This is a genomic window from Neobacillus sp. S1115 (assembly GCF_055385565.1).
The window spans coordinates 2385230-2397690 of sequence record NZ_AP038275.1 but is presented as its reverse complement, the minus strand read 5'-3'; the positions used below and the strand labels follow the sequence as shown (position 1 = coordinate 2397690).

The following is a 12461-nucleotide window of genomic DNA, read 5'->3' as shown; positions in this document are numbered from 1 at the left end:
TAAATAGCATGTCAATCTTCTTTGAATCCTTTAAAAACTAAATTTGGGTTTAAGATCATCTTTATATGGTTCATGTTCAACGAATACAGTTATGTCCTTGCCATCTTTATCTTTACCAATTCTTTTATACGTAAATTTATTTTGATTTAGCTCTGTAAGTTCTAGAGCCGCACCATACTTTCTATCTCCAATTGAAACATGGGCTCTTATTTTATTTCCATGTACAACATCGAAGTAGCCATAATCACCGCGGCTTTCTCCTGTGTTAGCATCAAAAAACTCATATTTATTAGTCTTATCATCAAATTTTGCCACACTTATAAAATTTGAATTATAATTTGTTACGTCATTTCCTTCTACATCTAGAACCTTTGTTCCATGCCAAAGAGTGCTCCCTAAAATTTTATCTCCATCCACATCTTTAACAATATCTCCTGTAGCAGAGTTTAACTGCTTATCGGGATCAGTAAAGGAAAGCTCTTTTTCTTTATATGGAACATGTTCTACAAATACCTCTATATCGTTACCATTAGCATCTTTTCCCATTCTTTTATAGGTAAAAACATCATTAGTTAGTTTTGTCATTTCAACAACAGCTTGATAATTCATTGATTCGGAAATTAATATTCTCTTCTTTCCATCATTTGTGATAAAGAAAGTTCCTTTATCACCCCGGCTATTACCCGTTTTAGCATCAAAAAATTCATATCTACCTGATTGGGCATCATATTTCGCAAGACCTATGAAGTTTGCATTCTCTTTTGTAAAGTCATTATTGTTTTTGTCGTATACTCTTGTACCTTGCCAATTTGTGCTGCTAAGAATGTTAGCCATTTTCTGACCCTTAGTTAGCTTATTTTCTGATTGCTTTTTATTTGAATCTTGGACTTTATTTAGTTCTGTTTTGGTTGCTGTATTTTGTTCGTTTGCGTTCGCTTGTGTGCTGTAACTGTACACTCCTAATGCTATTGTCAATCCGAGTAAAGGTGATATTATTTTAGCTTTCTTAATCATTCTTTCATCTCCTAATTCAATAATTTTTAATACAAGCCTGACTTCGTCGACGTACATTGATTGTACCTTACAGAACTTAACTCCCCGTATAAAAAACATTATCAAATTATTAACTTTTAAGTTTGCTATATTAAGCCAAAAACTTCCATGTTCCATTAAAAAAAGCCCATAAACTGGGCTTTGCTTTTAGAGATGTTACCATCCATGAATAATTAAATTTGACCTGAGACCACATTCCCTCTAAACATAACAGCCTCCCGTTTCGGTGTTCTTGCAACCGCTTCTGCCGTACAAGATGCATTAACAAGAACAAGATTAGCCTCGTCTCCTTCAAGCGGCCAAGCCACTTTTCCATCTTTCGTTAATGGTGTTGGTCCGCCTGTTGCAAATTTTAACGATTGAGACAGCGACAGTTCATCGCTCTTGCGGTATAACTCTCCGAAGCGGGTCACCTTCTCAAGTACATCACCTGTACCAAACGGTCCCCATGAATCATAGAAACCATCACAGCCTAAATAGACATTAACCCCTTTGCGGTCAAATAAATCAATTGGAGGAAGCGTTCTATTAATTGGAATCGTGGACATAATCGACATCCCTAAATTGCTAAGCTTTTCAGCAATCTCTTCCTGCTGTGGAATCGGCACGTCCCCTAAGCTAAAGGCATGACTGACGGCTGCGCGATTATGCCACTTTGCTTCTTCTACCAGTTCTGCGAGTTTATCAACCGTATAATAGCCAACATGTCCGCCGTCATGTAAATGGATATCAATGTCAGCATCAAATTCTGTTGCTAGGTTCATAACTTCATATAAAGATTTTTCAATATTACGGTCAATACCTGCTGGGTCCAACCCGCCAACAATATTTGCACCATTTCTCATGGCATCCTTCATTAAGGAAATAACATTGTCCCTTAAAAGTCCATGCTGCGGAAAAGCGACGATTTCATAGGTTAATTTATCGGAATATTCCTCTAGGGCCGCTTTGACGCCTTCCAAGTTTTTCAAACCGATATACGGATCAATATTCACATGGGAGCGGACATGTGTGGACCCATGTGAAAGAAGAAGTTCAATCATAGCACTGGCGCGCTGCTTAGTTGATGAAGCCAATTCCTCTAGTTCCAATGCTTCCAAGCGTAAACGATCAGTCAAATTTTTTGCTGGTATTGGAGCCTTCCAATCAAGAGATAAATAGGTTTTATCAAGGTGATTATGCATTTCCTTAAAGGTAGGAACTGCTAACAATCCTTTCCCATCTATTTTTGTTTCACCAGATGGGATAACAAAAGTAGCGTCTTTTTTCTCAACAATTTTCCCGTCCTCAATTTTCAAATGGAAGAGTGATGTTTTTGTTTCGTAGACACCTTTCTCATCCTGTTGATATCCAGTCTCTAATCGAACGTTTGTTAACCAATATGGAGCAGTCATGTTCATTTCCTCCTCATTTACACTCTTACTTCGTTTGTTTCTTTTAGCTTGCTTTCAACCTTTTTCCCTTTAAAAAATAATTCTTCTACAGTTGCCCGCCTTGCGATTGCTTCTGCTGAACAAGATGCATTTACTAGCATCATCGTTGCGTCATCGCCAACCTTTGGCCAGACACGTTCCCCTTTTTCATTAAGTGGCGTTATACCGCCAGTTCCATATTTTAAAACAGTTGATAAAGAGTATTCATCGCTCAATCGGAATCTCTCTGCAAGGGTTCCAAGCTTTTGAATGGTATTTCCAGTGCCAAATGGAGACCAGTGGTCCGTGATGCTATCATGGCCTACGGAAACCTGAACACCCAATTTATCAAGAGTCGGAATTGGTATAGTAGGACGATTAACCGGTACAGTTGTTGTCACATCAAGCTCTTGTTCTCTTAAAATAGCCGCCATTTCAACGAGTGCTTCTCCCGATAAATCGCCTAGTGCTATCCCATGGCTGATGGTTGCTCTTCCCTTTAACCCGGCTTGCTCCGTATAGTCAGCCATTCTTTCAAAAGTAAATGCTCCTAATGTGTTAGGATCATGAAGGTGAATATCGACACCCTTATCGTTTTCAACAGCAATTTCAAAAATCGTCGCTAATGATTTTTCAATATTTCTATCAACCGTTGCCGGGTCAACACCGCCTACCAGGGTAGCTCCATTTTTCATCGCATCGCGAATTAATTGAATAGAATTACTCCTGAGGAGACCGTGCTGCGGGAAGGCGACGATTTCATAGGTTAGAACATCCTCATATTTTTTCAATGCATTCACAGTTGCTTCCAAATTTTTTAATCCTATGACCGGATCGACGTTACAATGGGTGCGGATATGGGTATGCCCATTCCGAATATATAATTCAATCATTTTTTCAGCGCGTTCCTGTGCAGTTGGTAAAAGCTTTGGCAAAAGCACCTTTTCTTCTTCTAATCTGGTAAAGATCCCTTTTGTGATTGGAGTACATGCTTTCCAAGGTCCGCCATAATAGGTTTTATCGATGTGAATATGCATATCTCGTAAAGATGGCAGTAATAGCTGCTGCTTCGCATCAACCTGCTGTTCACCCAAGTTAGGCAATTCACTAGTGATTTCGGTGATTTTGCCTCCTTCAATTTTCAAATGGCAAATTTCTGTTTCAGTAGCAGCAATACGTTCATCTTCATATTTGAAGCCTTTTTCTAAACGAACATTTGTTAACCAAAAAGTCGACATTTCATTTCCTCCTATGAAAAAAAATTAGGAAAAGCACTTTTGTAAAAAAGTACTTTTCCTTCATCAACATTCAATCAAGCTTTTTACTTAATAACTACATCATCAATCATTAGGTAGTTTGAAGCGTTTAACCAATACCCGCTTACATTTTTATTACTTACTGCTAAATACTCGTAATTGCGGATTGGAATATAAACTGCATCGTCAATTTCTTTTTGCATAACTTCTTCATACAGTTTTAAGCGTGTTTTCTCATCAGTTTCTCTACGCGCATCTTCAATCAATTTGTCTACTTCAGGATTACTATAGTAGAAATGGTTCCCTGCAGGACCTTGTGAAGAAGAATGGAATAAGTTGTATTGGTTATAATCTCCATCGCCAGTGGCATTTCCCCATCCGTTGATGACCATTTCATGTTGTCCCTTATTAAGAGTTTCAATAAATGCACCATATTCCATCACTTGAATCTTCACATTTACCCCAATCCCTTTTAACTGAGATTGAATAACTTCAGCCATATTTATACGTTCTTTACGATCGCTGGTAACTAAGGTAATCTCTAACCCTTTTTCATAGCCTGCTTCTTTTAACAATTTTTTTGCTTCATTTAAATCATAATCATACGGCTTTACCTTGTCGCTATAACCGAACACTTTAGGGCTCATGGCCACGTTAGCAAGAGTCCCCACATTATTATAAACACCTTTAATGATGGCTTCTCTTTCAATCGCATGGCTGATTGCTTTCCGGACTCTTACATCATCAAATGGTTTTTTCTTTACGTTAAAGCCGAGGAATTCAACAGCAAGTCCTTCGGTGCGATAAAGCTCCATGGTATCTGAAGCTTCGATCCGTTCAATTTCAGTGACAGGGACTTGATCGTTGATATGCGCTTCGCCCGTTTCAATCATGGCTAGACGAGTTGCATCTTCTGGAACAACTTTAAATACTACCCCATCGATATTTGGTTTTTTCCCCCAGTAATTTTCATTTTTTGCAAGTGAAATTTCTTGGCCGCTTTTCCATTCTTTAAAAACAAATGGGCCAGTTCCAACTGGATGTTCAGCTAGTTTTTCTGGATGTTCAGCCAACGCTTTTGGACTAATGATGCTTCCTTCTTGGCTAGCTAATATAGATAGAAGTGGAGCATATGGATAGTCAAGCAAGAATTGAACGGTATAATCATCAATAATTTTTACTTCTTTAATCATGGCAAATTTCGTACGCTGTGGCGATCCAGTTTTTGGATCTAATAAACGATCAAATGTCGCCTTCACAGCTTCTGCATTAAATGATGCTCCATCATGGAATTTAACACCTTCTCTTAATTTAAATTCCCAAGTTGTATCATTTACGACCTTCCATTCTTTTGCTAACAGTGGTTGAATTTTAAAATCTTTGTCTGGTACAACCAGTCCCTGATATACCTTTTGATAAACAACATTAGCAGAAGGAATATCGGTTATAAAATGTGGGTCTAATTTCGTTGCATCAGAAAGACGAACTACAGTAAGTATTCCACCTTTTTTAACTTCATCTTTCTTCCCTGTTGTTTCGTTGGTATTAGCTGATTTCGTTGAACAAGCTTGAGCTAACAGCAGCATTAATCCTATTAAAACAAATAGAATGCCATTTTTCATGGTGCGTCTTTTTTTCTCCATTTCACTTTCCCCTTTATGATGTTATTTAAATTCTATATCTAAGCTGTATCCGTTTTTTCACCTGCCTCTAAATTTGCTTATCTGCATTATAGAAGATGATGATTTGAAATATTTACAGAATATTTACTTAAATTTTAACTATTTTGACAAACAATTTAAAAAATATTTACTTTCACTTAAATTTTGATAATTTTGTACTTATTCCACATAAAAAAATTAGCTTTCATAAGGAGGAACATGACAACCAGAAACTACAGCATTCTTTCAATTAAATAAATAAGGAGGGTTTTACATGACACTTGAAGCAAAAGCAAAACAAACAGTTGTAGTAACACAAACTATGAATCATCCAAAAGAATCTAAACTGAAAGATTTCCTTTCCATTTTAATGCAAAATAAAGCGGCAATGGTTGGTGCTATCATTATACTTTTCTATATAATAGTTGCACTCTTCGCACCATTACTTGCTCCTTATGATCCATACGAAATTAAATTGGAAAATAAATTAATACCCCCGTCCCCAGATCATTGGATGGGAACAGATGATAAAGGAAGGGATATTTTAAGTCGGATTCTATATGGATCGAGACTGTCAATGGGGATTGGAATCACCGCAGTAATCTTCGGTGCCTTTTTCGGTATTATTTTTGGACTTGTTGCGGGCTACTATGGAAAATGGATTGACTCTACGATTATGAGAATCATGGATATCCTGCTAGCTTTCCCTGGAATTTTACTAGCATTGGCAATCATCAGTGCACTTGGACCAGGCTTAACAAATGTAACCATTGCAGTAGGAGCATACTCGATTCCGTTATTCGCCCGAATTGTTCGGGGTTCGACTTTAGAAGTAAAGCGGCTTGAGTACATTGATGCCATCCGTTCGCTGGGAGCGAATGATATAACAATTATTTTTAAACATATATTACCGAATATTCTGTCACCTATCATTGTACAAGGGACACTAAGACTAGCAACTGTCATTCTTTCAGCAGCTGGCCTATCCTTCCTTGGGCTTGGTGCCCAGCCTCCATCTCCAGAGTGGGGGACGATGTTAAGCAACGGAAGGGATTTCTTATTCTCAGCACCTTATATCGCTATTTTTCCAGGGCTGGCCATTTCCATACTAGTTTTAGGTTTTAATATTTTTGGTGATGGATTACGAGATGCGTTTGATCCAAGAATGAAGAAATAGGGAGGTTGACCAACGATGTTAATGTTTATCTTACGCCGTTTAATGCAAACAATTCCTGTGGTTATTGGGGTAACGTTTGTAGTGTTCATTATTATGCAGCTTGTTCCGGGGGACCCCGCTGTATTGCTTGCTGGCGAAGGTGCATCTAAAGATACCATTGAAGCCATTCGGGAACAATTAGGGTTAAATAGACCACTATACGTACAGTATTTTGATTACTTGATGAACGTTTTTCGTGGTGATTTTGGGGTATCCCTTAAAAATAGCCAGCCTGTTCTAGAGGAAATATTGGTTAGATTACCAATAACTATGGAGCTTGCCTTTTTCAGTATCATTATTACGATCGTTTTAGGAATGGCTGCTGGCATCATATCTGCAGTTAAACCTTATTCCCTGACAGATACAACGGTTATGATTGTCGCTTTATTAGGGATTTCATTACCAAGCTTTTGGTTTGGTTTAATGATGATGTATTTCTTTTCTGTAAAATTGCAGATACTGCCAGTCGCCGGATGGGATAGCATTCTTCACGTGATCCTTCCAGCTCTTACATTAGGTGCTGGCGGCGCAGCTATTGTTGCCCGAATGACGAGATCAAGTATGCTTGAAGTTATTCGTCAGGATTATATAAGAACTGCTCGTGCTAAAGGTCTTCGTGAGCGAGTAATCGTTTATAAGCATGCTTTACGTAACGCATTAATTCCTGTAATCACCGTTGTAGGCCTACAGTTTGGCGCATTGCTTGGCGGTACCGTTTTAGTCGAGTCGATTTTCGCTATTAATGGATTAGGAAGGATGATCGTAGATTCTATCAGGATGCGCGATCTTCCGATGGTACAGGGAGGAGTATTAGTAGCCTCGCTAGTTTTCGTTATCGTGAATTTATTTGTTGATGTACTATATCGATTCTTTAATAAACGGATTGAACTAAATTAAAAGGTGGTGAACGGTCATGAATGCTGAAAACAGACCGATTTTAGAAGTGAAAGGTTTAAAAACACATTTCCACACGAAGCGTGGTGTCAGTAGAGCCGTTGACGGCATCGATTTTACACTAAGGAAGGGCGACACATTAGGGATTGTAGGTGAATCCGGCTGTGGAAAAAGTATGACATCTCTTTCCATTCTAAGGTTAATCCCCTCCCCTCCCGGAAAAATTGCCGGCGGGCAGATTCTGTTTAAAGGTAAAGACTTAGTCTCCCTTTCAGAAAATGAAATGAGGAAAATTCGCGGGAATGAAATCTCGATGATTTTCCAGGAACCGATGACCTCGTTAAACCCTGTCATCCCTGTTGGAGAACAAATCGCCGAAGCATTAAGACTCCATCAAAAGATGGGTAAAAAAGAGGCATGGGACAAGGCAGTAGAAATGCTGAAGTTAGTTGGTATACCCTCTCCTGAAAAAAGAGCAAAACAGGAACCTTTTCAATTAAGCGGCGGCATGAGGCAGCGTGTCATGATTGCAATGGCACTAGCTTGCACTCCTGAGGTATTAATTGCGGATGAACCGACAACAGCCTTGGATGTAACTATTCAGGCGCAAATCTTGGAATTGATAAAAGATTTACAAACTAAGCTTGGGATGGGCGTTATTATGATTACCCACGATTTGGGAGTTGTTGCTGAAACCTGTGATACAGTTGCCGTCATGTATGCCGGTAACATTGTAGAGCATGCGCCAACTAATAAGATTTTTTCGGATCCAAGACATCCTTACACGCAAGGTTTAATAGCCTCATTACCTAAAATCCATGAGGATCAAGATGAATTGCAAACCATTGAAGGCAGTGTCCCAAGTCCCTATAATATGCCTCCTGGCTGCCGATTTGCATCCAGATGTCCCTTTAATCAGCCAATTTGCCATGAGCGTCAACCAGAACTGGCAGCACAGCCGGATGGTGTAAAGGTCCGCTGCTGGATGTATACAAGTCAATGGACAGAATCCCAACAACAGGAGGCTGTAAAATAATGCAGGCACAAGCCGAGAAAAAGCTATTATTACAAGTAGAAAATTTAAAGCAGTATTTTCCTGTCAAATCAGACTCCCTTTTTAAACCGAAGTCATATGTAAAGGCAGTTGACGATGTTTCTTTCCATCTTTTTGAAGGTGAGACTTTAAGCATTGTCGGCGAATCCGGCTGCGGCAAGTCCACCACCGGGCGGGCAATTTTAAGGCTTGATGAACCAACAGATGGCAAGGTTTATTATACAGGACAAAATATTTTGGATTTAAACAAAAAAGAAATGCGAAAGTTAAGAGGAGACCTGCAGGTAATTTTTCAAGATCCTTTCGCCTCTCTTAATCCAAGACAAACAGTAAAACAAATTTTGAATGAAGCGATGGCCATCCAAGAGGTCGTTCCAAAACCAAAAAGAATGGAAAGAATGTTAGAATTACTCGGGTATGTTGGTCTCCCGCCAGAAGCATTAGATCGATATCCTCATGAGTTCAGCGGCGGCCAGCGTCAGAGGATTGGGATTGCCCGGGCACTGGCGGTGAATCCGAAATTAATCATTTGTGATGAAGCTGTCTCAGCTTTGGATGTATCAATCCAGGCACAAATTCTTAACCTATTAAAAAAGCTGCAAAATCAGTTTCAACTCACTTTTCTTTTCATCTCACATGATTTAAGTGTGGTACGGCACATTTCTGACCGAGTCATGGTGATGTATTTAGGGAAGGTAGTCGAGATTGCTGAGAAAAAAGCTTTGTTTGATTCACCGCTCCACCCTTATACCAAAGCATTATTATCATCAATTCCGGTACCTGACCCGGAGTTGAAAAGAGAGCGGGTCATTTTAAAAGGTGATGTCCCCTCCCCTATTAACCCGCCAAGCGGATGCCGGTTCCATACACGTTGCCCTTTTGCAACAGAAAAGTGTAATAATGAGGAACCAGCCCTAAGAAAATTAGGGGAAAATCATTTTGTCAGCTGTCACTACGCCGAGGAACTTGCAATTAAAAGTATTTTTAAATAATAAAAAATAAGTATAAAATATTATATTAAAAAAGGGAGTGAGTCATACTCCCTTTTCGCCATGTAAAGGAGAATCACTTTATATGCTTTCGATGGATGCTTTCTCCCTTTATATTATGTTTTGTGTACTAGCACCTTTATTAGGTGCATTCACACTGCTGTTTTTATTCATCTTCGAAAAAAGGATTGACCTTTTAGAAAAACAAACACGGGAAATTGCTTTGGAAAAAGAACTTCAAACTGCCCTTTATAATCAATTAAACCAGGAAATACAGCCGCATTTCCTTTTTAACACATTGAATTCCATATTAAGTTTGGCAAGGCTCGAACGTAAAACTGAATTAATACGTTCTATAGAAGCTCTTTCAAGGCTGCTTAAATTTAAGTATCAAACGAATTCTCCCTTTATAACGATCAATGATGAACTGACTTATATTAAATATTACTTGGAAATTCAAAAGATAAGGTTTCGGGACAGACTCCATTATGAAATCACTTTGGAGCCTTCTGTAGGACAGGCCGTTATTATCCCATTTTTAATCCAGACATTTGTGGAGAATGCATTTAAGCATTCATTTGAAAAATATGCTGGAGAAGCGTTCTTAAAAATAATTGTTGAGAAGAAAGAGAAGTATGTACATGTAACGGTATGGAACAGTTCCAGTGAAAAACATGAAGACCAGCCTCATAATGGGGGGCTGGGATTAGAAAATATCGCCAAAAGACTGGAGCTTTTATTTTCACCTGAACATACTTCTATTCAATTAACATCGTTAAATGATAAAACCAACATTTTGGCTGTTTTTCCATATATAAATAAGAACGAAAATCAAGGAGATAAACGATTATGAATATCATGTTAGTTGATGATGAGCCGCTAGAGTTAGAGCAGCTTGAATACTTAATCCAAAAAAAATTTCCAACATGGAAATTTTTCAAAGCACAAGATGCATCCCAGGCTGTTCAAATTCTGAAACAACATGATATCATGCTTGCCTTTTTGGATATTCAGCTTCCGGGAAAATCAGGATTAGAGTTAGCCGCTGAACTGACTCGTTCTCATAAAATGGATATCATTATGGTAACAGCTTTTCAAAATTTTGAATATGCTCAAACTTCGATACGACTTGGTGTTGTTGATTACATTACTAAGCCGGTTATTGAAGATGAATTACTTGAAGTGTTAAAAAGATACGAACGTATAGGACGTTACTCTGAACTAATCATGAACGCCCTGCAAATTATTCACCAAGAATATAGTGAGAAATTGACATTGAATTATTTGGCTTCGAAAATCCATATAAATCCAGCTTATTTTAGCAGAAAATTTAATGAGGAAGTTGGGATGGGGTTTTCAGAATATTTAAATGATTATCGATTAAAGGAAGCTCAAAGAATGTTAATAGAAAATCCCGAACTAAGCATTAATACTATTTCAGACAGATGTGGATTTAACAGTCAGCATTATTTTAGTCAAATTTTCCGTAAAATAACTGGATACTCCCCACGTGACTACCGACTGAAGGAGACATTGCGTTGAATAGGAAGGATTATCAATTTTACATTAGTGGTGCTGTAAAATTAGGAGTTAGCTTCGGAGTTGTCAGCTTATTGGCACGCTGGATTACCGGAAATACGATACTTTCTGCACCGGAAACGCTAGTAAAATACGGAATCACCGGTGCCATCGGTTATTCGTTAATGGGGGCTCTTGCTCTCGTCTTATTTGGATTTTTAGCAAAAAAAATCCGAAAGAATTTTCCCAATGAACAAACGATTGGGGATGTAATGCGGCAAAAGCTGACTCCTAGCGGATATTGGTATATAATGTTTATTCTTTTGGTGACGAGCTTTTATTCGCTTTTTATTCAAGCAATGGGTGCAGGGATTCTCATACATATTATTTTCCCTATTCCCGTATTTATAGGGATGATTCTGTTTATGGGCTTTTGTTTTTTTGTTGGTGGAATAAGCGGAATGCAGCGAATTCATCAGTTTTCCGGCGTTAATGTGGCTTTGATATTTGGCTCAGTCCTCCTGATTCCTGTCTATTTTTATATTCAAGCAGGGGTTCATCCTGTATATGACGGAATAAAGCTTTACCATCCCTATATTTTATACTTTAAAAATATGGATGCGATATGGTTTATATTTACCGCCCTTTTGATCTTCTTTGGACAGATTATGATGGACCGTGCCACCTGGCAAAGAGTATTTATTATTGAAAAAGAAAAGGTAAGAATGACCTTTTCTTTAGCGGGGGGCATCTGGGCAACCATCCCTCTAGCCATATCATCTTTATTAATGATTATTATGTTCGGTAGAAGCTATAAGAATATATATTCGCTTTTATTTGAATTAGTTGACAAGATTCAGTCCACAATGCTCATTATATTATTTGTATTATTTTGCTTTAGCGCAATTTCTTCTGCGATAAATGCTGAATTGCACGCAACTACTACCTTGTTTGTAAAAAATGTGTTGGAATTGTTTCGACCATTAACGAACCATGAAAGATGGAAATACTCTTATATTTTTTCTGGAATAGTTTGTGTTTGTTTACTAGTAATTGTCAGTATTCTTACGCCGAATCCATTGAAATTATTGTTCTTTTTCGGAAATATTTATGCCTCGATAATTATTCCAATGCTGTACATCATTCTTAGCAGCAAACTCATTCCCGTGCTCATACCATATTCCTCATTGATTGGAGCAGCGGGGGGCTTTTTATTGATTCCGTTCACCAATGACCTTAAAGCGATTTGGATTAGCTTTGCGATATCGGGTGTCATCTGTTTGTTTGTATACATTTTTAAAAAAGCACCTATAGAATCTTAGGTATTTTACGACTTTTGGAGGGAGCAGCATTGGGACAATCACAATCCCTATTCGAAGATTTATCCATGTTAAGCCATGACCTATTA

Annotated in this window: 11 protein-coding genes; 7 read left to right on the top strand and 4 right to left on the bottom strand. The window is 38.2% G+C overall.

Annotation, left to right across the window (positions count from 1 at the left end; translation table 11 throughout):
- Positions 1-30 precede the first annotated feature (30 nt).
- The 4 genes from ACZ5B7_RS11660 to ACZ5B7_RS11645 all read right to left on the bottom strand — a co-directional run bounded on the left by ACZ5B7_RS11660 (position 31) and on the right by ACZ5B7_RS11645 (position 5343).
- Positions 31-969, bottom strand: coding sequence for a DUF4822 domain-containing protein (locus tag ACZ5B7_RS11660; protein WP_464494476.1), 939 nt, complete (start codon positions 967-969; stop codon positions 31-33).
- Between the two features lie 257 nt (positions 970-1226).
- Entirely contained in the window at positions 1227-2447 is a 1221-nt protein-coding gene (locus ACZ5B7_RS11655) for an amidohydrolase (protein WP_464493854.1), read from the bottom strand.
- Positions 2448-2464: 17 nt separating this feature from the next.
- Positions 2465-3703, bottom strand: a complete 1239-nt coding sequence (locus ACZ5B7_RS11650) for an amidohydrolase family protein (RefSeq protein WP_464493853.1) — start codon at positions 3701-3703, stop codon at positions 2465-2467.
- Between the two features lie 83 nt (positions 3704-3786).
- The gene (locus ACZ5B7_RS11645; protein ID WP_464494475.1) at positions 3787-5343 is read right to left on the bottom strand and encodes a glutathione ABC transporter substrate-binding protein; all 1557 of its coding nucleotides are present in this window, start codon (positions 5341-5343) and stop codon (positions 3787-3789) included.
- 361 nt (positions 5344-5704) lie between these two features.
- Between ACZ5B7_RS11645 and ACZ5B7_RS11640 the strand changes: the two genes are divergently transcribed.
- The 7 genes from ACZ5B7_RS11640 to ACZ5B7_RS11610 all read left to right on the top strand — a co-directional run bounded on the left by ACZ5B7_RS11640 (position 5705) and on the right by ACZ5B7_RS11610 (position 12375).
- Entirely contained in the window at positions 5705-6559 is an 855-nt protein-coding gene (locus tag ACZ5B7_RS11640) for an ABC transporter permease (RefSeq protein ID WP_423802604.1), read from the top strand.
- Between the two features lie 15 nt (positions 6560-6574).
- Positions 6575-7495, top strand: coding sequence for a nickel ABC transporter permease (gene nikB, locus ACZ5B7_RS11635; protein WP_464493852.1), 921 nt, complete (start codon positions 6575-6577; stop codon positions 7493-7495).
- A 16-nt stretch (positions 7496-7511) separates the two neighbouring features.
- A complete protein-coding gene (locus ACZ5B7_RS11630) occupies positions 7512-8528 on the top strand; it encodes an ABC transporter ATP-binding protein (protein ID WP_464493851.1) in 1017 nt (338 codons plus the stop codon).
- On the top strand, positions 8528-9538 hold the full coding sequence (locus ACZ5B7_RS11625) for an ABC transporter ATP-binding protein (protein ID WP_464493850.1): 1011 nt from the start codon (positions 8528-8530) through the stop codon (positions 9536-9538). Before ACZ5B7_RS11630 ends, ACZ5B7_RS11625 begins: the two co-directional genes overlap by 1 nt.
- 82 nt (positions 9539-9620) lie before the next feature.
- Positions 9621-10388 (top strand): sensor histidine kinase, encoded by a 768-nt coding sequence (locus tag ACZ5B7_RS11620; protein ID WP_464493849.1) that lies wholly within the window; start codon positions 9621-9623, stop codon positions 10386-10388.
- Positions 10385-11077 (top strand): response regulator transcription factor, encoded by a 693-nt coding sequence (locus tag ACZ5B7_RS11615; protein WP_464493848.1) that lies wholly within the window; start codon positions 10385-10387, stop codon positions 11075-11077. Before ACZ5B7_RS11620 ends, ACZ5B7_RS11615 begins: the two co-directional genes overlap by 4 nt.
- Positions 11074-12375, top strand: a complete 1302-nt coding sequence (locus ACZ5B7_RS11610) for an SLC5/6 family protein (protein WP_464493847.1) — start codon at positions 11074-11076, stop codon at positions 12373-12375. The genes ACZ5B7_RS11615 and ACZ5B7_RS11610 overlap by 4 nt, the downstream gene beginning before the upstream one ends.
- The last annotated feature ends 86 nt before the right edge of the window (positions 12376-12461 follow it).

Excerpts from the sequence above, each read along its gene's own strand:
- ACZ5B7_RS11645 (WP_464494475.1), bottom strand. The coding sequence starts at position 5,343 with ATGAAAAATGGCATTCTATTTGTTTTAATAGGATTAATGCTGCTGTTA.
- ACZ5B7_RS11650 (WP_464493853.1), bottom strand. The coding sequence starts at position 3,703 with ATGTCGACTTTTTGGTTAACAAATGTTCGTTTAGAAAAAGGCTTCAAA.
- ACZ5B7_RS11625 (WP_464493850.1), top strand. The coding sequence starts at position 8,528 with ATGCAGGCACAAGCCGAGAAAAAGCTATTATTACAAGTAGAAAATTTA.
- ACZ5B7_RS11640 (WP_423802604.1), top strand. The coding sequence starts at position 5,705 with ATGAATCATCCAAAAGAATCTAAACTGAAAGATTTCCTTTCCATTTTA.
- ACZ5B7_RS11630 (WP_464493851.1), top strand. The coding sequence starts at position 7,512 with ATGAATGCTGAAAACAGACCGATTTTAGAAGTGAAAGGTTTAAAAACA.
- ACZ5B7_RS11615 (WP_464493848.1), top strand. The coding sequence starts at position 10,385 with ATGAATATCATGTTAGTTGATGATGAGCCGCTAGAGTTAGAGCAGCTT.
- nikB (WP_464493852.1), top strand. The coding sequence starts at position 6,575 with ATGTTAATGTTTATCTTACGCCGTTTAATGCAAACAATTCCTGTGGTT.
- ACZ5B7_RS11655 (WP_464493854.1), bottom strand. The coding sequence starts at position 2,447 with ATGACTGCTCCATATTGGTTAACAAACGTTCGATTAGAGACTGGATAT.
- ACZ5B7_RS11620 (WP_464493849.1), top strand. The coding sequence starts at position 9,621 with ATGCTTTCGATGGATGCTTTCTCCCTTTATATTATGTTTTGTGTACTA.